The sequence below is a fragment of the Exiguobacterium sp. s130 genome (assembly GCF_018619055.1).
Classification (GTDB): domain Bacteria; phylum Bacillota; class Bacilli; order Exiguobacteriales; family Exiguobacteriaceae; genus Exiguobacterium_A.
The window spans coordinates 130,537-149,530 of sequence record NZ_JACSNI010000002.1 but is presented as its reverse complement, the minus strand read 5'-3'; the positions used below and the strand labels follow the sequence as shown (position 1 = coordinate 149,530).

Genomic DNA, 18,994 nt, shown 5'->3' with positions numbered 1-18,994 from the left:
TGCTTCGCTTCCTTTCCGACAGTGAGTCTTTCCTTATTCGTCGTCGGTTTTCACTTCCCCTGCTAACGGGGTCGAAAGGAACGATTGTTTATACCAGCGCTGTAAGGTATCGATATCCGTTCGTTCAAAATAAAGCGCGTTAAAAGCAGTATTGCCCCGTAGTTGAATCTCAATCCGGGCAATCTCCTTTGCTTCGAGCCAGCGAGAAACGGACCAGGTCAATTCCTCGATTTTCAGTCGTGGCGTATAGACGGTCTCTTTTTGGACCCATTGTTTGCGTAACATCAAGAGATCGTGGCCGGTTCCGAAACGGGTCTTTCGGTAACCGCTACGCACAGCGAAGTAATAGAACGGTAACCAGATGAACAGAAGCAAGATCAGGAAGCGCCATGAGGAATCAAGGACGATGATGACGACACTGCTTAATGCAGTAAACAACAGCGCATAACCGAGTAACGGCCAACGAACCCGGTAGCGAAAGCCAATCGGTGCGACTTCATGCTGCGGGCTGAACTGTCGAAAGCGCGGCAGATATGTCGCCAGAAACGGATCAATCTCGTTCGTCCGGATGAACGGATGGAGCAACAGTCGCTCCTTCTCTCCGGTCGCCGAGATGATGTGCAAGGACAGGCTCGCTCGTCCGATCAAACGCTGAATCCAGCTTTCCTGAATGACGAGGGCTTGGATCTTATCAGCATGAAACGCGACCTCGGTCCGGTTCAACATCCCGTACCCGATCAACAATCGGTTGTGTTGCAAGACGGCACGGTACGAACCGTATTTCAAGATATAGACGATGATTGAGCCGATGTAGATGACGAGTAAGACGAGTACGCCAAGTCCCGTCAAAACGAACAACGATAAATGAGCGAGTTCTGAGAACAGTCGATCGACATAACGTTCAATGAACTGATCGATGAATTGATAGGCGGTCCCGATCCCGACGAGCGCTAGTCCGACGCGTCCTGACAAGGCACCGGCTAATGCCAAATCGCGGATTGGAATCGTATAGGCGACTTCCGCCTGTTGTTCTTCGACGACGAGCTGTCCCTCGTTTTTGATCGACGACTTCAGTTCTTTCGCAAAATCAAGACGGATCCCCTTCAGTTCGACTTCCGGTGTTCCGCTCTCAGACGATGTCTCGACGGTCAACGTCGCAAGACGCAACAGTCGTTCGATGACGTTTTGCTGAATGCCGATCGACTCGATCCGTTTACGTTGCGTCGTCCGTTCACTTTTTTGGAGAATTCCTTTGCGGACCCGAATCGTCTCGGCATCAATCGTGAACGTATAGAAATACCAGGAGGCGATCCCGTATAAGAGGACGAACACAATCCCGACACTGATCCCGATCCACGTATAGGTGTTGATCTCGCCTTTTCGGATCGCATTTAAAATCAAGGCGGCGAACGGAATCAGGAGCGAGCGGATGATCGAGATACTCGACATCACGATGAACAGCGGGTGGACGCGCCGGGTCATAACGATTCCTCCTCCCGCTCCTCGAGTTTCGCGAATCGTTCGACTTGTTTGCGCAGATCCTCCCCTTGCGCACGATCCAGTCGCGTCAACGTGACGAAGCCGGATGCCGTTCGAATATCAAGTGTGATCAAATCATAGCGACGCAGAATCGGTCCCGTTTGGCTATCGATCAATTGCACCTTGACGAGCGGCACGGTGACTTCGCGGCGGAAGAAGATGCCGTTTCGGACGACGAGAAATTCCTCATCGATGCGATAACGCATATACTTCAAGCGAAGAACGGGTATGTAGACGATACGGGGAATGAAATAGATCAGCCAAAGCAGACCGACGATGCCCATCCACCAAGGTGTCAGGTCGAGCCACATGACTTGAGTAATCGTCGTTCCGATCAAGATGACGGCGATTAAGCCATGTAACGGCAACAATCCGAGCCGTTCTGCTCGAATCGATCGTTCTGGCAGCGTATGCCATTGTACAGTAGACATCAAAAAACACTTCCTTTCGTTTCCATTTACGGTTAAAAACGTCGCTTGGTTTCAGACAGCGGTTGACATTTTGTTTGATTTCATCGCATATATAGAAGTGAAGAACTGTAACACCAAGGAGGAACCATGTTAACTTTTGAAGAAAAACTACGAATTATCGAGACCTTCCCACAACTCGTCCGAAAAGATGTCTCGCTGAAGCGCGTCAATTTCCAATTTCCAGACAGTCAGTATGAGAAGAAGAATCTCGTCTATCATTTACATCCGAACGGTAACGGCTTCGTCTATGCCGCTGGTCTACCAGGTTATGAAACGGACGAAAAAGGTTTCGTCAACATCCGTGAATTCTCAGAACCTGCTTTAATTCTCTTATTAGAAGATGCAATCAAAGCACTCTCAACAGTCCAATCGGTCGAAACACTCGAAGAAACATGGGTCAACGATAACCAGTTCGAATTGACGTTGCTCAATGAAGACATCGACACGTGGCTCGTCTACGCCGGTGATCTTTTAGACGGTGCATTCAACTCGTATAAGGAAGCAGCGAACTATCTTGAAGAAGAAGGCTTCCGCCGTAAATAAGACAATGAGCGATCCGGTTAATCCGGGTCGCTCATTTTCATGACGAGACGATTCAGTGCCGCTTTGACGACGCGTAAGTCTTCTTCATCGACGTCGAGTGTTTGGACGAGATCAAGTGGAACGGTCTCTGCTTGTTTCCGTAACGCACGACCGGCATCTGTCAAAAAAATCTGGATGTGTCGTTCGTCTTCCGGCTTACGGACGCGTCGCAACAAATCTGCTGCTTCGAGTTTCTTGAGTAACGGCGTCAACGTACCGGAGTCAAGATGGAGCCGTTCGCCGATGGCTTTAAGCGATTGTCCCTCCTCCTCCCAGACGACGAGCATGACGAGATATTGTGGATACGTCAGACCGAGGGGTTCAAGTAACGGACGATAACGACGCGTGATCTCACGCGAAATCGCATAAAACGGAAAACAGAGTTGTTCATCTAAAGCTAACGGGTTCATAAAAAATTCCTCCTATCGTGAGCAAACGATTTGCATTTCGATTTAAATTGTATACAATCTAATTGTAAGCTACTTATTTGAATCTAACAACGAAAGGGAGTTACACACATGAAACCAATGTTCACATCATCTGCAACAGCTGTCGGAGGTCGCGACGGACGCGTCGTATCGGAGGACGGAATCCTTGACGTCGCCCTCGCAATGCCAGTACCAGGATCGAAAAAACAAGCAACGAACCCAGAACAACTCTTTGCTGCAGGATATTCTGCTTGCTTCGACTCTGCCTTGAACATGGTCGCTCGCAAACAAGGGATCAAACACGATGGCAGTGAAGTCACAGCACACGTAACGTTAAACGAAGCAGCTGACGGATTCATGCTTTCAGTCGAACTCGATGTTCTCGTCCGCGGGATCTCAGAAGAAGCTGCGGCTGAACTTGCAAAAGTCGCGCATACGGTCTGCCCTTACTCGCGTGCAACTGCTGGAAATATCCAAGTTGACGTCTACACACGTACGACTGACGCAGAATAAGTGTAGCATTTCTAGCCAGTCTGAGGTTTACTCTCAGCTGGTTTTTATTTTTTGTTATAAATTCGGTAATTGAAATAATTTCATTTTAGATGATAAACGGTTGCTCTCATGAAAAGAACAACCGCCCTTTTTTAAAGTTGATGGACTGATAAGATGACAAGTTCCCCGGACACAGTGACATAATAGGCATCCTCGAACCGATAGCGTTCATTGTGTTCTGCATCATAGACGGTGACCATTGGTTCCGCGTTGTCTCCAACCGCTTCGTGTAGATAGAAACGTCCGCGTAAGACACGTTCGAACGGTTCTTTATCAAGGAATCGGGCACCGTTGCGTAAGTTGATTACTTCATGATGGTGCTCGGAACGGTCATTAACGATGAAGATCGTCGACTCAACGTCATCGTAAGTGAAATCGAGCGGTTCATAGTCACTCCACTGGATCCGGGCGACCTCTTCGACACTCGCTTCCGTATCGATCCGGTAAAAGATTTCTTCGTTCAGACGATCGGTATAGGCACTGAAGATAAGATGCCCTTCTTGTTCCCCGAGATATTGGACGGTATCCCCTTCCCCATCTAATTTCAATAGTGTCGCAAACGATAAATGTTCGACACCTTGTTCAATCTCCTCAATCAAGGTCGAAAGTGGTGCGATCAACAGACTTTCGGAGTGATCAATCGGATCTTCTGGTGAGATGACACCACTTTCAAGGGCGTCATAGAACGAGAACTCATCGAGCCGAGCGTTACAGACGATGTACTCCTTGTCTTCGAGCGTGACGAGAAAGAAATAGAGTTCCCGGTAATTCTCCGTCATCCCGTAGAGCCGTGGATCGCGAATCGTCTGCCGTGATTCGTCCTTGACGTCATACAAAAACGCGGACGTCGTATCCGTCGTCTGCAAGAATACGAGATAGTTGTCATTGAGCACCCAGTAGAGCGTCAAATCCCCTTCCACGTAAAACGACGCAATCTGCTCGCGTTTCCCGGACAAGAGATCGAGGACGAGCACTTCCGTCTCCCCGCCTTGCTCTTGCGTATGTTCATTCAGACAATAGACCTTTCCATGACGAACAAACGGACGAGTTGGTCCGTGATCCGTCAAAGCCTGCTGCGTCAGATCGACTTGTTCTTGATCTTCAAGATCATACCGGCTGATGTGGTAACGGGCGTCATCGAGGCGACGTCGAAAATAGATCGACGACGGTGTGACATGCAAGACATCCATATGATCGGCAGGTAAAGCACGGGCATCCACTATTTCCATTTTCAATCTCCTCCTGAACACGTACTACTTGTCTTTTTCCCACGAATCGTATTGCTTCAAACAGGGTTTTCTTGTGCGTTTAGTAAAGCAGAGTGCTACAATATGGCTAGATGACTACAGGATGAGGAAGGTGCAAAACGGTGCAATCACAAGATTTAAATACGATGATGCTCGAATACGTCAATGATAAGGAAGAATATGATGCCTATGCCGACAAGTTGAAGATGCTTCTGTCCGAGCTGTTAGACGCGGCAGGTATCAAGTACCACTCAATCGTCGCCCGGACGAAAGACTCCGAGAGCCTGTATCAAAAGGTCTTACGACAACCGAATAAATACCGTTCGCTCAAGGACGTCCATGACTTGACCGGGATCCGGATCGTCACCTATTTCCATGATGACGTTCGGGAAGCGGCGCGCATCATCGAGAATGAGTTCGCGATCGATCGTGATCAATCGGTCGATAAGTCGACCTTGCTTGATACGACGGAATTTGGTTACCTCTCGGTCCACTTCGTCGCGTCACTCAGTGAACAGCGGCTTGCCTTGAGCGAGTATGGACGTTTCAAGGACTACACGGCAGAGATTCAGATCCGCTCGATCCTCCAACATGCGTGGGCCGAGATCGAGCATGATCTCGGATATAAAAATCCGAACAGTGTCCCGGCAGAAGTCCGGCGTAGCTTCAGTCGGGTGGCAGGATTACTCGAGATCGCCGATCAGGAGTTCGTCAACATCAAGAAACAGTTGAAACAATTTGAAGACGAGACGGTCCAACAAATCTTGTCTGATCCGCATCAAGTCCGGATCACGGCAGATAACTTGAATTACTTCATCGATCACTCCCCCGTCATCAGCGAACTCGACAAACGTCTCGTCACGTCACAAATGATGCTCGATTCCGATCAACAGTTGATCAACGAACTGATCCGAATGTTCCATTACGTCGATATCCGGACGTACGGTGAACTGATTGAAGCGGTCTCGACACATAGTCCGCTCGCCTTACGTTGTGCAAAGGTCATGCCGAATCCATTCCTGCCTCGTCAAGGAATCGGGATCGCCTATATCTGTATGGCATTGACGATCGCTGGTGAAGATACGCACCGCATTGACTACTTCTTCCGCCGTTTCTATCCGGAGTTACGCAACGTCGAAGAAATCGTCGCCCAAGTCGCCCGTGTCGTCGAGTCAGATGATTCAAGAGAAAAATATTGATTAAACTAAAATTTTTCACTATACTAAATCACGAGTGAAAGAAACTACGGTATAGAAAGAGTGAAGGATACATGGCAACTACACTAGAAGTAGCACAACGCGATCAGTTGATCGTTGATACGGAAAAAGGATTACGGATGAACTACCGCGCGATCAAAAAGGACGTGCGTAGCATGTTTACGACTTACTTGACACGTAACGAGTTCTTCATCTTAAAATCACTTTGTGCGAACAGTCCCCAAATTGCTTCAGCGCTCTCGCAAGAGTTCCAATTTTCAGCAAGCATGATTACGGCTCTGGCAGACGAATTGACGAAAAAAGAGTTGATCTCACGTGAGCGAAGCGAGCTCGATCGTCGCGTCGTCGAACTGCGGGCAACACCGAAAGGCATTGAGCTTTACGAAAAACTCGAGTCGATGAAGATGGATTACCTTGCAGACGTCTTTGAGGACTTCTCGGATCAGGAACTGGAGTTGTTCCGCTCGCTCTTAACGAAGCTTGAAAAAACAGTCTAAGCTGTTCGATGGAACGGATCCGGTCAAAAGCGATCGGATCCGTTTTTTAGTAATCGATTAGGAGGAAACACGATGTTTGATTTCGAATCAGTGCAACACTTACGAAAGACGGGACAGTATGAAGCAGCAAAGGAACTCGTCCGTCAGTATGTCGAAACAGCCCCTAACGATCCGGCGGTCCTCTATCAGATGGCCTGGTGTCATGATAGTCTTGGTGAGGAACAGGCTGCTGTCCCCTACTATGAACAAGCACTTGCGCTCGGTCTTGCTGGTGAGGACCGCTTGCAAGCTTATATCGGGCTCGGCAGTACATACCGCGTCATCGGTCAGTTCAAACAAGCATCAAGCGTTTTCCGAAGCGCGTTGCTTGAATTTCCAGACGCCCACGCCTTACAAGCATTCCTCGCGATGACGGAGTACAACCTCGGTCAAGTCAATCAGGCTGTCGGTCGGTTACTCAAGAGTCTTGCTGCGACGTCGTCGGACGCCTCGATTCAGACATTTAACCGGGCACTTCGTTATTATGCCGATCATTTGGACGAGATCGTTACGGAATAAAGCAACAGTTGACGATAGATTGGTTCGCACAGCATAATGTAACAGCCAAGCGGACTCGCTTTTGGCAGGAAAGGAAGTTAATGATGTCATCAAAAAAAGTATGGACAGTAGAAGGTTATGAAGAACAAGGGCAAGAAAAACACGGTAAGGCAAGTAAGTCAGAAACCTATACGACTGAAGCGGATGCTAAGAAAGCCGCTAAGAAGATGGCGGATCAAAACGATCATCTCGACGTCTACGTGATTTATACGAATACGGTAAACGGTAAAACAGAAGAACGGTTCTTCAATTCGAACGGCAAGTATAGTGAAGAAGGATTCGAATGGTAATCTCCCTTTTCATTTAAAGGTCCACTCAAAAAATAATGGATTCGTTTCTCTTCAAGTGAGAAACGAATCCATTTTTTTAGTCATGATTTTGCCTCTCATACCAAAGCGGTGTTTCACACTGAAATCCATCGTGGTCTCGGATGATCCGCTGAACACGTCGTTGCATTGCCTCCAATCCGTCTACATCGAACCGTTTTGCCCAGACGAGAGACGAGAAAACGACCATCGCCATATAGAGGCTGTAGATCTGCCAAAAGTTAGACGGTACTTTGCTCTCGAAGTATCCATCGATCATGTGACGGGCAAAGACGGGACTCGTCTCGACTTGAAACAATCCACATTTGACGAAGTCATGCCACGGATCGCCGTAATCATGGTTCCCGTAATCGAGGAAGGCACAGAGATGTCCATTCTCAACAAGAAGATTATCGAGATGGACATCGTCATGTTGCAGTTGATTCGGACGCTCAGCTAAAAGTGAAAGCCTTAGAAGGATGAACCGATCGAGTCGCTCGATCCACTCTGGCTCAAGCAACCCATTAACTGCTGCGCGATAGCGGTCATGTTTCGCCTGACAACGTTCTTTCCATGCCGCCGTCCCGCTCGGTGCTATCACGTCATGAATGCTTCTCAACGCTCGCCCTGTCTCCTGACCGAGTCGAGGAGCTAATTCTGGTGACTCGAGAAGCACGCTCCGAACGGTTCGTCCGGGTAGGTATGGATAAATGCCGTACGCGGTCGTCGCAGTCCGTCCGGTCGCTAGCGGTAAGGCGTGAGAAATTCCCTTTTGTTCTGGGACCATTAAAGCCGCCTCTCGTTCAAACTGACGACTTAATGGGTCCGTCACGACCTTGACGATGTAGTGTGCTGTTGTTGTCTTGACGAACCAGACAGCTTGGTGCGAGCGTCCGGCAAGCCGTCTAACGCTATCGATATCGGTCAGTAATGGATGATCTGGTAGCATGAAGACTCCTTTCTGAAGACAAAAAGAGGACGCTTACTTGCGTCCTCTTCGTCATGCCTGTGGGATATAGCTGGCAATGATCTCAAGCAGATCGGCATACGCCGTTTCGAAATCGATGTTTTCGATCATATAATCGTAGTGATCGCGGTCTTTCCACGCTTCCTCGTAATCGACGAGTCGCGCTTCGAACTCCGGTGTATCACCGCGCATCAACAATCGCTCCTTCATCAAATCGGGTGGGACCGAGACGAAGATCGTGATGACTTGGTCACCAAACAGACGTTTAAAGTTTGCTGCTCCTTTTGGATCGATGTCCTTGATGACGATTTGATCCTGCTCGAGGACATCGACATACGCTTGCCGTGGTGTTCCGTACCACGCGCGGTGAACATGGGCGTATTCGATGAACCCGTCCTCTTGGATCAGTTGCTGGAACGTCTTGACGTCGACGAAGTGATAGCTTGCTCCATCAATTTCCGTCGGACGTTTCGGTCGTGTCGTCACTGACGGGATGAACCGGACGTGTGCGTATTCCGTCCGCAGACGTTTGATTAGGGAAGACTTTCCGCTGCCCGATCCACCAATCAAGAGAATGATTTTACCTGACATCGTTTTCCCCCTATTGTTGTGTCGTGAAATAACCTGTAAAGCGGAGCGCGAACTGTTCTAGTTCACTATCAACGACCGTCCCGTATATTGGTCGGATGACGATCAAGTAGCGTTCATACGAGATGATCCGGGACGTCTCATTACGTGTCATCTGGACTTGGGCTTCCGGGTAACTCTCAACATAGTACCAATCGACCGCAATCCGTTCATCGGATGGGGTCTCATAGATCCAAGTCACCGTCGTTCCATTAGCAGGAAGGGTGCTTTTCAAGGTGAAGCGCTGAATCTGCTTCAATTCACGTTTCGCTGATGCAAGTCCTGCCTCATAATCCGCAGGACGCATCGGTGTCGTCGTCACTTGCTTCGGTTTTGGTTCCGGCAAGCGGGCAAAGCCAAGCTGGAGACCGACGAATAAGGCGACGAGCGACAAACTGATGACGAATACGTATTCCTTGCGCATCCCTTCCCCTCCTCATCCTTCGAGTGTGTCGCGCATTCCTTTTGGATCATTGACGATGACGGCGTCAACACCGATCGTTTGCATCTGATGGACATCGGCGATCGTCTTCGGGGTATAGACCCGAACCGTGACGTCTTTTGCGTGAGCGAACGCGACATCCGCCTCCGTCACGCGTCGGTAATCGGGATGAATCCCCGTCGCACCGATCCGGAGGGCTTGTTCTTCCGGATGATAGATCGGATAGGGATACAGAATCGCCGTCTCGACGCTCGGGTCAAGCTTGCGAATCAGAGCAACCGAATAATGGTTGAACGAACTGAACAACAACCGATCCGTCGCAATGCCGTGCGCCGCGCAACGCTCGAGGACATACGCCTCAATGCCATCATAGCGAATCGTATCCGTCTTCAGCTCGATGTTGAGCCGCAGTGTCGCTGGTGCGAGGATTGCGAGTACTTCGTCAAGCGTCGGAATCTTCGTCTTGATCGCTTCTCCTTTGAAACGTGCTCCGGCATCGAGTGCTTGCAGTTCAGCGACCGTCATGTCGATCACACGCCCTGTCCCGTTCGTCGTCCGGTTGACAGTCTCGTCATGAATGATGACACCAACACCATCCTTTGAGAAATGGACATCGAACTCGACACCATCGACGTCGTCTTCGATCGCAGCGGCGATTGCTTCGAGCGTGTTCTCAGGAAAACGGTCACTGACACCGCGGTGTGCAAACCATAACATCAGAGTGCCTCGACGACACGCGTGTATTTCTTCGTCAAGTAGTTGACGAGGGGTGCGACCGAGATCGATTGACCCGTTGCTGCTTCGATCAGTTCAGCCGGTGTCTTCGATTTCCCGTGACGGTGAATGTTTTCCTTCAGCCAGCTTTTGATCGGTGCGAGTGTACCAGCTGCAATCAGACCATCGACGTTTTCGACGTCACGACGAAGCGCTTCGTTCAATTGTGCCGCGTAGACGAGACCGAGCGCGTAACTTGGGAAATAACCGAACGATCCACCTGACCAGTGGACGTCTTGTAAGACCCCTTTATCGTCACTCGGGACATCGACGCCGAGATACTCTTTATAGAGACGGTTCCATTCTTGCGGGAGATCCTTCACTTCGAGTTCTTTCGTCATCAGGCGCTTTTCAAGCTCATACCGAATGATGATATGAAGGGCATATGTCAATTCATCGGCTTCGATCCGAATGAGTGACGGCTTGACTTCGTTGACCGCTGCATAGAAGCGTTCAAATGGGACATCAGCAAGCGACGGGATTGCTTGTTGTAGACCATGATAACGTGCTGATAAGAAGCCTTGATTACGTCCGATGAAATTCTCGAAGAACAGTGATTGTGATTCGTGGATCCCCATCGAAGCACCTTCACCGAGACCAAGTGAATCGAGTTCCGGTTCGATACCTTGCTCATACGTCGCGTGCCCGGCTTCATGCATCGTGCCGAAGACGGAGTTCCGGTAGTCGTTCTCATCATATTTCGTCGTGATCCGCGCATCCTTCCGGTTGATCGTCGTTTGGAACGGGTGAACCGTCTCATCCAATCGACCGGACGTGAAGTCATAACCGATATCACGGAGCCATTCTTGATTCAAGGCGATCTGTGTCTCGCGGTCCGCTGACCAATCAAGCGTCGGGAAGTCTTTTCCTTCGAGTTGACTGAGCAAACCAATGATTGCTTGACGGAGTTCCGCAAATAATGGATCGAGTGTTGCGACCGTCATCCCTGGCTCATAGTCATGCAGGAGCGCGTCATACGGGTGCACATCATAACCCCAATACTCGACGAACTGGCGTTCCATCGCGACGATTTTCTCGAGATATGGTTCAAACATCGACCAATCATTCGCGTCCTTCGCCTTTTCCCAGACACTCTCGGCTTCCGAAATCAACGTGATGAACGTTTGATACTCGGCTTCTGGAATCTTCGAGTCGCGATCGAATGCTTCTTTTGCTTTCGCGAACGAGATCGCTTCGATGCCCTTCAGCGTCTCTTGCTCCATCGCTGCCAGTAATTGTTGGTACGTTTTCCCTGTCCGGCGACGGAAGCTCTCTGTTGAGAGGAATCCGATCGAAGCGGAACGATTCGCTGCACCTTGATCCGGCATATATGTCCGCATATCCCAGTATAGTAATGCGACGGCTTCTTCGTATGCGCGAAGACCATCAAAATGGTCGCGCCATTGTTGTGTCGTTGACATGATTATAGACCCCCTTGAAGTATGTAACAGTGTAGCATTTTTAGCATATCACAAAATGTTCAAAACTTTCACACACGAATGATTTTTGAAACTTTTCCCGTCAGATAAGCGTATAATGACCATACGATCAAGCAGAGCGAAAGGAAGTGGCAACAGTGAAGACAGACGCTGAGATAGCCGAGTTGATTCAGTTGAAAGAAACGGGACCGGTCTGTACGATCGAACATCTCCCAAAAGAGCTCGACTGGATCGGCACCGGTCGTAGCGCCTATGTATTCCGGGTTCGTGGCACCGACCGCGTCATCAAGAAGTTCTATCCGTCATTTCGTCCTCTCGCTGAGTTAGAAGGTGGCATTTATGAACAACTGACGACGTTTTCGACGTATGCGAGGATGTTCGAATATGGACCCGATTACCTTGTGCTCGAATACATCGAAGGACAAACGTTATTCGAATGCCTCGTCAGCGGGACCTATATTCCAGAATCCGTCTTAACGACTGTCGATGCAGCGCTAGCAGAGGCACGTGCCGTAGGTCTTAATCCATCAGATATTCATCTACGCAATATTTTGTTAACGGCAAATGGAGCACGGATCATCGATGTCGCAAGGTTCCGTCAAACCGAACCGTGTACACAATGGGATGATTTGAAGAAAGCCTACCAGTATGTCTATGCAAAACCGTTCTTCCCGAAAAAACTGAGCGAGACGTTCCTCAATACGATCGCTGATGTCTATAAGGGACGCTTGTTCGAATCGATTCGAAAGACCGGTTAATTGAAAACGCGATGCTCCTCCTTGTGAGGAAACATCGCGTTTTTTCGTTGATTATTGGACGCGATGTGAGACAGCATCCGCAAAACGAAACGTATTCTTACCGTCTTTTTTTGCGGCATATAACGCACGGTCTGCCTGTTGAATGATCGTTTTTAGCTTAATGGTTTCATCATCAAATAGCACGATCCCGATGCTGGTCGAGACAGCGTATGGCGTCTGCCATGGTCCAAGTTTCTGAAGGAGCTGCTGCGCAATTCGTTCGTACTCCTTTTTCGTCTTCTGATGGGTGAAACGAATCAAGAACTCGTCTCCCCCGATCCGGACAGAAAACGCGTCTTCATAAGAACGTGTACTATCCTGTAGTCGTTTCGCGACGTCGATCAAGACTTTGTCGCCGGTCTCATGCCCATACACGTCGTTCACTTGCTTGAATCCGTCAAGATCAAGATAAAACAGCGCACCGGAATGTTGCTGTTCCGTTTCCCACTGTCTCATCAAATAACGTCGGTTATACAATTGTGTTAGCGTGTCCTTCCAAGCAAACTGTTCGAGCTCAAGGTAATACGAAAATAGTTTCGCGATCCGTTGGAGAAGTTGAATGCTCTTCTCTTCGAATTGACTTGCTTCATAATGGACAGCGCACAACGTACCAAAGGGTTGACCATTCGTTAAGCTGATCGGAATCCCGAGATAGGACTCGATCTGTAACGCTTTTAATGCGTCCTGCATATCTTCTAAGCGCTCGTCATCGCTGATGGACTCATACCAGATGGGTTCGTTCTTTTCGAAATTGATGTGACGACAAAGTGTCTTTTCCATCTCGAACACTTGTCCTGCTCGAATCTCGATTCGTTGATGATCATTTGAGAGTCGTAAAATCATCTGTTGGTTTTCTTCGATCGTCGTTAAATACAACAATTGGTCAGGTAGAATCTCTTTCGCTAATTCCAATACATCATCTGCCAGTTCGTTAAAATTCCGATACAGTGTCATTTCTTGCAACGTATCACACCTCTTTCGTTATTCGTTCTTTTTTAGATCATATGTTTCACGAAGCAGCCCATCGATTGCACAATCCTTATATTTTCCAGTCGCATTGCGAATCATCACCCATACAGTCCTTCTTGAATCATACCGACCTTCTGCATGATTCCTCCTGGAGCTTTATCGATATTATGGGCGACTGAAACCTTATAAAGGAGCATTTCTTGAAAACCAAAGGCAAGGACTGCAGCTAATGCATCGCTACCATTTCCATTGTTCCACAATCCGTTCTAAACATCGCTTCCGTATCAGCCAGTTGGATTTTTCGTAATAAGAGTATTTTAGTATGTAACGCCGTACTCCTTTGAAACTGCTTCATTTTATTTTTGTTATAATAAAGGTATTTGAAATAAAATAATTATGAATAAACAAGTCGAAAGACGATCATGCTTGCGACAGCTAATAGACGTATATTCGTCTCACAATCAAAGTGAAGTTGCGCCCCGTGTCGTGAACTCGTCGCAATGCAGTCCCCGTTCTGATGAACACCGATCTTTCTCGTGACTGTCGAGGAACGAATCTGATACTCCTGACCGGCATACGAGACGAGTAAGACTTCTTGTAGCCGCAATTGCTGACGAAGTGCCGGATCGGTACGGATTGTACCGACGTCACGTCCATCTTTACGAATCACGAAATGTGTCGTATTGCGAAGCCATTCCGTTCTCGTTTCTTTAATTTGAAGACGGGTTCCTTCTCCGTCGAACGTTACATCGAGGAAAAACGATTCAAACTTCTTGAAGCGCACAAGGATCGCCTGCCACCACGTGGCATAACGTCGTGAGAACGTCAGCCATTGTTCATGCGCGAGAAAACCGTATTCGTCTTTTGCGTCGCCCGGTCCGCTAAGCGAACGGACACCTCTGCCTCTCGTCTACGATAACGCAAATCACACCGGATTTGCCACCATTCGACTCTACCGTTCAAGAAAGCGACGACGGTTAAACCAAGTAATCCGTACACCTCACGTGGAGCGAGTTCCCCTGTCGTCAGGTAATGTCCGATCAAAGCGAAAAAGCATTAAACAATCAATAATAGACTCTGCACCATGAACCTTCCACACCTCCAACTCTATTTTTCCATAAAACGTCAAAAAAGTCCTCCTTTCACATGGAAAGGAGGACTAAATCAGAGGGTCGCGGCGACTTCTTGTAAATCATCCGCTGTCTCAGCAATCGCTTCTGCAATCTTACGCATGCCTTCGATCGTGCCGGCGATATCCTTCGTATCAGTCGATAGTTCATGAATTTGCCGCGAGACATTGTCGGTCTGTTCCGAAATCCTTGAAAAGGCACGGACGACTTGTTGCATCTCTGTCGTCGTCCGGACGACCGCTGTCTCCGTCGTTCCCATCCGCTCTGAGACGACGAGCATCTTTTGCGTAATCTCTTTGGCGATCCGCGACGTCTCTGTTGCCGACTGTTTACTCTCTTCGGCAAGCTTCCGAATTTCTTGCGCAACGACGGTGAACCCGCGTCCCATCTCCCCGGCACGTGCCGCTTCGATTGAGGCGTTCAAACTGAGTAGATTCGTCTGATCAGAAATCGTCGTCACCATCCCAGCGATCCGTTCGATTTCCTGCGACAGACGAGACAGTTCAGCGACTTGTTCGGTCGTCCGTGATAAATCTGCAACGACATGCTCAAAGCGCCGTGTCTCTTCTTCAACCAGGACGACGCCCGCTTCTGCTTCACTGACCGCTTCCGTCAACTGGATCGAAATCGCGTTTGTCGTCGTTGAGACGTGTTTGGCGTGCCGTTCAATCTCTTGGAAGTTTGCTGACGACTCCTCACTCATCGCAGCGAGTTCCTCGGTCGATTTTTGAACGCCATCCCCGACGTGATGTTTTGCTGTCGCGATCGCTTGGCGTTCTTCATCGATTTGATCCTCATACATCGTCATGACGATCTGTTGTTCGAGGTTGAATAGTTTTCCCGCTGCCCGCATGATTCGGACACGCTCTGCTTCCGGCCAAGCACTGTCGTCAATCTTCTCACTGAGAACGTTCCAGACTTTCTGGAAGGCAGCGATGTACCATTTATTGTGCAAACCGATCCGAACATGCCGTTCAGCAATCCGGCGCCGGGCTTCGATGTAGTCCATTGTCACCTGACCATCGAACATTTGTAAGATGTGCCGAGCGAGGGTGCCTTTCAACCGTTCAAGTTTCGAATGTTTTTCAATCAACTGACGGAGAGACGGAACCCGGATTAACTCCTCGTAGAACGCATCGACCATGCTCGGCATCCAACGGGAAACATCCTCGCGGATGACTCGTGCAATTTGTAAATCGATGGCGTGTAGACCGATTAGACGTAATTGTTCATGTAAGGATGCTGGAACATTCAATATGACATGAGTGCGTTCGACTTCAATGAGCGCGTCAAAGGAAGGTGAAGGTGATTTCTTAAACCAATTCATATACTCATCTCCTTGTTTTAATTTCATTTCACCTCTTATATCGTCACCGTTGATTGACCTTTAAAGGGATACGTTAGTCTCTTTCTACATGTCATGGTAATTGCATGTTGGAATATTTCGGACATTTTAAAGTTCATACGATCATTAATCATGTAACTGTAATACTAGGTTTTTCATTGTGACTTCCCGGATATAAAAGAGCTATGCGCGTAAGAAACTTGTGGTGAAGCTATGCTATTCATGAACATCTCAAACTTGAAAGATTAATTTGGGAGAGGTAGTGCTGATTACGGAAAAAAACAAATAAAGGCTTTTCATCCCACTTCCGAGCGGAAGCGGACGATGCGGGTCGTAACATTTCATGGAGTTCAATTTTTGCCGGTGTGGTATCATTCTTATCTTTATTGATTCTTTTCAGTCTGATTGGATCGGCGATCGGTCTCGGCGTCACGGACGTCACGTCGTATAACCCGTTCGATGGCGTCGGAACAGGCTTGATCATCTGGGCGATTCTGTCATTGCTCATTTCGTTATTCGTTGCCGGATTCGTTCCTGGTGTGACGTCAGCTCGACCCGGTCTCATTCACGGATTTTTGACTTGGTCGACGAGCGTCATCCTCTTGTTCGCTCTCTTGTCGTTTACGACCGTCAATACGTTACAATCGGTCGGTTCATTACTCGGAACAGTCGGTGGAGATGCCGGTAGCGGCATCGAGTCTGTCGCGTCGACTGCAAAAGACGCTGCGACGAAAGGGTTCGACTCCGTTACGAAAAACGTCTCAGATATCGATACGAAGGAACTCGATGAAAAGAAAATCGCTGACGCAGTTGCGAAGAACACGGATCTTACAGGCGCCGAGGCAGATAAAGCGACGCAAAACATTGTCGATGGTTTAAACACGGCAACAAAAGAAACAACGCATCAAATCAATAATGCGAAACAAACATTTGACGAGAGATCAGCTGACTTGAAGAAAACGGTTCAAGATGTTCGTCAGCAAACGGAACAAGCGACACAAACGGCATCGAAAGTTTCGATCTGGTCGTTCGTAGGTCTCCTTCTGACTCTGATCTTCACGTCGTTCGCTGGGATTGTCGGTTCACGCGTCGCAACACGCGGTCGTGTCATGAATAAATAATGATTCCTTATAAAACTGATTCCGCCATGGCAGAGTCAGTTTTTTTGTGTGGTAAGACACTCTCATTGACTGCCCATGAAATTTCCTGTTACAGTATTACCTAACGACCGTTAGGAAGGTGATTTATCTGAAAGCACAACAATTATTACAGACGAGCATCCATCATTTTGCAGCGCACGGCTATGAAGGAGCATCGCTACAAGAGATCGCAACAGAAGTCGGTATCAAAAAACCGTCCATCTACGCGCATTATAAAGGCAAAGACGACCTCTTTCTGCAAGCGACGACATATGCCTTGCAGGAACAAAAGCGTCGTTTCGCTACGTATTTCACAAAAACACGACAGCAACCGCTCGAGCAATCCTTGCACGGCTTCTTCGATTGGTTCATATTAGAGCAGCAGGATGATGTCCTGATGCGATTCATCCTTCGGGCAGCCTATTTTCCACCAGAAAAACTCGAACAAGAGATGACCGATCGCTTCAACCCATTCTTCGATTCACTGCATGATTTATTGACGCGTCTGTTACGCGAACGTGACCGAACGGAACAGATTCTCTATTCGACGGACTACAAAAGTGCAGCGCTTGCTTATTTGACGGTCGCTGAAGGTACGCTGACAGAACTTGTCTATAACGGCGTCGACGCCTTTCATGCTAGACAGCAAGCCATCTGGCCAATCGTCTGGCGTGGCATGTCGAAAACGATTCCAAACAATTGAGGTGACCTATGCAAAACAATACATTGATTTTAAGTACACTCCTGCTCAACTTATTCATCGCTTTTCTCGGAATCGGACTTGTCATTCCTGTCACACCGACGATCATGAATGAGTTAAGCATCTCCGGGGCGACGGTTGGTTACATGGTATCTGCCTTCGCCTTCGCGCAATTGATTCTGTCCCCGCTTGCAGGACGTGCCGTCGATAAGTACGGACGCAAGCCAATGATCATCATCGGTTTATTCATCTTTAGCATGTCTGAGCTCTTGTTCGGTCTCGGTCAACAGGTCGAAGTCCTGTTCGCGTCGCGGATTCTCGGTGGTGTCAGTGCGGCCTTCATCATGCCAGCTGTCACCGCTTTCATCGCTGACATCACGACGAACGAAACCCGTCCGAAAGCGCTTGGCTATATGTCTGCCGCCATCTCGACCGGTTTCATCATTGGACCCGGGATCGGCGGGTTTCTTGCTGACCTCGGCACGCGGACGCCGTTCTTCTTTGCTGCCGCGTTCGGTCTGACGGCAATGGTGTTATCTATCTTTACGCTCAAGGAACCTAACCGTCATTATGAGGCGACGACCATCAAACAACAGACGGGTTTTCGGAAAGTATTTAGTCCGCTCTATTTCATCGCTTTCCTAGTCCTATTGATCTCGTCGTTCGGCCTCGCCTCGTTCGAGTCCTTGTTCGCGCTGTTCGTTGACCGGAAGTTCGGTTTCACGGCAAAAGATATCGCGCTTGCGATCTCCCTTGGTGCGATTGTCGGTGTCATCGTCCAAGTCGGGCTGTTCGATCGTTTGACACGTTGGTTCGGTGAGATTCGCTTGATCCGTTACAGTTTGATCGGTTCGACGTTGCTCGTCGTCTTGATGACGTTCGTGACGAACTATGTCTCGATCATTCTCGTGACGATGGTCGTCTTCGTTGGCTTTGATTTGATGAGACCTGCCGTCACGACCTATCTTTCGAAGATTGCCGGGGATGAACAAGGTTTTGTCGGTGGAATGAACTCGATGTTTACGAGTATCGGGAATATTCTCGGACCGATCGTCGGCGGATTATTGTTTGACGTCAACCTTAACTATCCGTTTTATTTCGCGACGATGATGCTTGCGGTCGGTATTTTACTGACATACTTCTGGCATGCACCACGTACTGAAGTAACTGAATCGGATCGTTTGTCTTCTTAAAAAAACAGCCCCGTTCCCATCACTGGAAGCGGGGCTGT

General features: G+C 48.7%; 23 protein-coding genes. 10 read left to right on the top strand and 13 right to left on the bottom strand.

The annotated features are described in order from the left end of the window. Positions 1-33 precede the first annotated feature (33 nt). Positions 34-1,482, bottom strand: a complete 1,449-nt coding sequence (locus HZS85_RS04585; RefSeq protein WP_214853739.1) for a PH domain-containing protein — start codon at positions 1,480-1,482, stop codon at positions 34-36. Continuing rightward, positions 1,479-1,970, bottom strand: coding sequence for a PH domain-containing protein (locus tag HZS85_RS04580; RefSeq protein WP_214853736.1), 492 nt, complete (start codon positions 1,968-1,970; stop codon positions 1,479-1,481). Before HZS85_RS04580 ends, HZS85_RS04585 begins: the two co-directional genes overlap by 4 nt. Positions 1,971-2,096: 126 nt before the next feature. On the opposite strand from HZS85_RS04580, the gene HZS85_RS04575 reads away from it, so the two are divergent. Then, positions 2,097-2,552 (top strand): hypothetical protein, encoded by a 456-nt coding sequence (locus HZS85_RS04575; RefSeq protein WP_023468294.1) that lies wholly within the window; start codon positions 2,097-2,099, stop codon positions 2,550-2,552. 17 nt (positions 2,553-2,569) lie between these two features. Here the strand turns inward: HZS85_RS04575 and HZS85_RS04570 are convergent, their stop codons facing one another. After that, complete coding sequence (locus HZS85_RS04570; RefSeq protein WP_023468293.1) at positions 2,570-3,001, bottom strand: MarR family winged helix-turn-helix transcriptional regulator; 432 nt, start codon at positions 2,999-3,001, stop codon at positions 2,570-2,572. A gap of 108 nt (positions 3,002-3,109) precedes the next feature. On the opposite strand from HZS85_RS04570, the gene HZS85_RS04565 reads away from it, so the two are divergent. Continuing rightward, on the top strand, positions 3,110-3,532 hold the full coding sequence (locus HZS85_RS04565) for an organic hydroperoxide resistance protein (RefSeq protein WP_023468292.1): 423 nt from the start codon (positions 3,110-3,112) through the stop codon (positions 3,530-3,532). 131 nt (positions 3,533-3,663) lie between these two features. On the opposite strand, the gene HZS85_RS04560 is transcribed toward HZS85_RS04565, so the two are convergent. Next, positions 3,664-4,800: a Six-bladed beta-propeller, TolB-like protein gene (locus HZS85_RS04560; protein WP_214853733.1), complete on the bottom strand. Its 1,137-nt coding sequence runs from the start codon at positions 4,798-4,800 to the stop codon at positions 3,664-3,666. A gap of 140 nt (positions 4,801-4,940) precedes the next feature. Between HZS85_RS04560 and HZS85_RS04555 the strand changes: the two genes are divergently transcribed. The 4 genes from HZS85_RS04555 to HZS85_RS04540 all read left to right on the top strand — a co-directional run bounded on the left by HZS85_RS04555 (position 4,941) and on the right by HZS85_RS04540 (position 7,419). Continuing rightward, complete coding sequence (locus HZS85_RS04555; RefSeq protein ID WP_235514003.1) at positions 4,941-6,017, top strand: GTP pyrophosphokinase; 1,077 nt, start codon at positions 4,941-4,943, stop codon at positions 6,015-6,017. Positions 6,018-6,088: 71 nt separating this feature from the next. Further along, positions 6,089-6,532 (top strand): MarR family winged helix-turn-helix transcriptional regulator, encoded by a 444-nt coding sequence (locus HZS85_RS04550; RefSeq protein ID WP_035397402.1) that lies wholly within the window; start codon positions 6,089-6,091, stop codon positions 6,530-6,532. 72 nt (positions 6,533-6,604) lie between these two features. Further along, the gene (locus HZS85_RS04545; RefSeq protein WP_214853730.1) at positions 6,605-7,090 is read left to right on the top strand and encodes a tetratricopeptide repeat protein; all 486 of its coding nucleotides are present in this window, start codon (positions 6,605-6,607) and stop codon (positions 7,088-7,090) included. 80 nt (positions 7,091-7,170) lie between these two features. After that, complete coding sequence (locus tag HZS85_RS04540; protein WP_231496855.1) at positions 7,171-7,419, top strand: hypothetical protein; 249 nt, start codon at positions 7,171-7,173, stop codon at positions 7,417-7,419. Between the two features lie 76 nt (positions 7,420-7,495). Here HZS85_RS04540 and HZS85_RS04535 read toward each other — a convergent pair whose 3' ends face one another. From HZS85_RS04535 to HZS85_RS04515, 5 genes are read right to left on the bottom strand one after another with little or no spacing between them, the layout of a single operon-like run. Further along, positions 7,496-8,383, bottom strand: a complete 888-nt coding sequence (locus HZS85_RS04535) for an aminoglycoside phosphotransferase family protein (RefSeq protein WP_214853719.1) — start codon at positions 8,381-8,383, stop codon at positions 7,496-7,498. 51 nt (positions 8,384-8,434) lie between these two features. After that, on the bottom strand, positions 8,435-8,992 hold the full coding sequence (locus HZS85_RS04530) for a guanylate kinase (RefSeq protein ID WP_214853717.1): 558 nt from the start codon (positions 8,990-8,992) through the stop codon (positions 8,435-8,437). 10 nt (positions 8,993-9,002) lie between these two features. Continuing rightward, complete coding sequence (locus HZS85_RS04525) at positions 9,003-9,452, bottom strand: hypothetical protein (protein ID WP_035408033.1); 450 nt, start codon at positions 9,450-9,452, stop codon at positions 9,003-9,005. A gap of 12 nt (positions 9,453-9,464) precedes the next feature. Next, positions 9,465-10,187 carry a glycerophosphodiester phosphodiesterase gene (locus HZS85_RS04520; RefSeq protein ID WP_251137840.1) on the bottom strand — a complete coding sequence of 241 codons (723 nt, stop codon included), beginning with the start codon at positions 10,185-10,187 and terminating at the stop codon, positions 9,465-9,467. Continuing rightward, positions 10,187-11,665 carry a carboxypeptidase M32 gene (locus HZS85_RS04515; protein ID WP_214853715.1) on the bottom strand — a complete coding sequence of 493 codons (1,479 nt, stop codon included), beginning with the start codon at positions 11,663-11,665 and terminating at the stop codon, positions 10,187-10,189. The genes HZS85_RS04520 and HZS85_RS04515 overlap by 1 nt, the downstream gene beginning before the upstream one ends. Before the next feature lie 155 nt (positions 11,666-11,820). Between HZS85_RS04515 and HZS85_RS04510 the strand changes: the two genes are divergently transcribed. Beyond that, positions 11,821-12,441: a serine/threonine protein kinase gene (locus HZS85_RS04510; protein ID WP_214853713.1), complete on the top strand. Its 621-nt coding sequence runs from the start codon at positions 11,821-11,823 to the stop codon at positions 12,439-12,441. Positions 12,442-12,492: 51 nt separating this feature from the next. On the opposite strand, the gene HZS85_RS04505 is transcribed toward HZS85_RS04510, so the two are convergent. The 4 genes from HZS85_RS04505 to HZS85_RS04490 form a co-directional block, all read right to left on the bottom strand. Beyond that, positions 12,493-13,434 (bottom strand): sensor domain-containing diguanylate cyclase, encoded by a 942-nt coding sequence (locus HZS85_RS04505; RefSeq protein ID WP_214854701.1) that lies wholly within the window; start codon positions 13,432-13,434, stop codon positions 12,493-12,495. Between the two features lie 409 nt (positions 13,435-13,843). Next, complete coding sequence (locus tag HZS85_RS04500; protein ID WP_214853710.1) at positions 13,844-14,233, bottom strand: hypothetical protein; 390 nt, start codon at positions 14,231-14,233, stop codon at positions 13,844-13,846. Positions 14,234-14,274: 41 nt separating this feature from the next. Continuing rightward, on the bottom strand, positions 14,275-14,493 hold the full coding sequence (locus tag HZS85_RS04495) for a hypothetical protein (protein WP_214853707.1): 219 nt from the start codon (positions 14,491-14,493) through the stop codon (positions 14,275-14,277). A gap of 120 nt (positions 14,494-14,613) precedes the next feature. Continuing rightward, the gene (locus HZS85_RS04490; RefSeq protein WP_214853705.1) at positions 14,614-15,906 is read right to left on the bottom strand and encodes a globin-coupled sensor protein; all 1,293 of its coding nucleotides are present in this window, start codon (positions 15,904-15,906) and stop codon (positions 14,614-14,616) included. Between the two features lie 383 nt (positions 15,907-16,289). Here HZS85_RS04490 and HZS85_RS04485 point away from each other — a divergent pair, with 383 nt between their 5' ends. The 3 genes from HZS85_RS04485 (at position 16,290) to HZS85_RS04475 (ending at position 18,956) form a co-directional block, all read left to right on the top strand. Continuing rightward, a complete protein-coding gene (locus HZS85_RS04485; protein WP_290783902.1) occupies positions 16,290-17,045 on the top strand; it encodes a hypothetical protein in 756 nt (251 codons plus the stop codon). Positions 17,046-17,163: 118 nt separating this feature from the next. After that, positions 17,164-17,766: a TetR/AcrR family transcriptional regulator gene (locus HZS85_RS04480; protein ID WP_353048859.1), complete on the top strand. Its 603-nt coding sequence runs from the start codon at positions 17,164-17,166 to the stop codon at positions 17,764-17,766. A gap of 8 nt (positions 17,767-17,774) precedes the next feature. Continuing rightward, a complete protein-coding gene (locus HZS85_RS04475; protein ID WP_056061330.1) occupies positions 17,775-18,956 on the top strand; it encodes an MFS transporter in 1,182 nt (393 codons plus the stop codon). Positions 18,957-18,994: the final 38 nt, after the last annotated feature.

What these genes read in the sequence shown, in the direction of transcription:
- HZS85_RS04585 (WP_214853739.1), bottom strand. Translation starts at nt 1,482, where the DNA reads ATGACCCGGCGCGTCCACCCGCTGTTCATCGTGATGTCGAGTATCTCG.
- HZS85_RS04580 (WP_214853736.1), bottom strand. Translation starts at nt 1,970, where the DNA reads ATGTCTACTGTACAATGGCATACGCTGCCAGAACGATCGATTCGAGCA.
- HZS85_RS04575 (WP_023468294.1), top strand. Translation starts at nt 2,097, where the DNA reads ATGTTAACTTTTGAAGAAAAACTACGAATTATCGAGACCTTCCCACAA.
- HZS85_RS04570 (WP_023468293.1), bottom strand. Translation starts at nt 3,001, where the DNA reads ATGAACCCGTTAGCTTTAGATGAACAACTCTGTTTTCCGTTTTATGCG.
- HZS85_RS04565 (WP_023468292.1), top strand. Translation starts at nt 3,110, where the DNA reads ATGAAACCAATGTTCACATCATCTGCAACAGCTGTCGGAGGTCGCGAC.
- HZS85_RS04560 (WP_214853733.1), bottom strand. Translation starts at nt 4,800, where the DNA reads ATGGAAATAGTGGATGCCCGTGCTTTACCTGCCGATCATATGGATGTC.
- HZS85_RS04550 (WP_035397402.1), top strand. Translation starts at nt 6,089, where the DNA reads ATGGCAACTACACTAGAAGTAGCACAACGCGATCAGTTGATCGTTGAT.
- HZS85_RS04545 (WP_214853730.1), top strand. Translation starts at nt 6,605, where the DNA reads ATGTTTGATTTCGAATCAGTGCAACACTTACGAAAGACGGGACAGTAT.
- HZS85_RS04540 (WP_231496855.1), top strand. Translation starts at nt 7,171, where the DNA reads ATGATGTCATCAAAAAAAGTATGGACAGTAGAAGGTTATGAAGAACAA.
- HZS85_RS04535 (WP_214853719.1), bottom strand. Translation starts at nt 8,383, where the DNA reads ATGCTACCAGATCATCCATTACTGACCGATATCGATAGCGTTAGACGG.
- HZS85_RS04530 (WP_214853717.1), bottom strand. Translation starts at nt 8,992, where the DNA reads ATGTCAGGTAAAATCATTCTCTTGATTGGTGGATCGGGCAGCGGAAAG.
- HZS85_RS04525 (WP_035408033.1), bottom strand. Translation starts at nt 9,452, where the DNA reads ATGCGCAAGGAATACGTATTCGTCATCAGTTTGTCGCTCGTCGCCTTA.
- HZS85_RS04520 (WP_251137840.1), bottom strand. Translation starts at nt 10,187, where the DNA reads ATGTTATGGTTTGCACACCGCGGTGTCAGTGACCGTTTTCCTGAGAAC.
- HZS85_RS04515 (WP_214853715.1), bottom strand. Translation starts at nt 11,665, where the DNA reads ATGTCAACGACACAACAATGGCGCGACCATTTTGATGGTCTTCGCGCA.
- HZS85_RS04505 (WP_214854701.1), bottom strand. Translation starts at nt 13,434, where the DNA reads ATGACACTGTATCGGAATTTTAACGAACTGGCAGATGATGTATTGGAA.
- HZS85_RS04490 (WP_214853705.1), bottom strand. Translation starts at nt 15,906, where the DNA reads ATGAATTGGTTTAAGAAATCACCTTCACCTTCCTTTGACGCGCTCATT.
- HZS85_RS04475 (WP_056061330.1), top strand. Translation starts at nt 17,775, where the DNA reads ATGCAAAACAATACATTGATTTTAAGTACACTCCTGCTCAACTTATTC.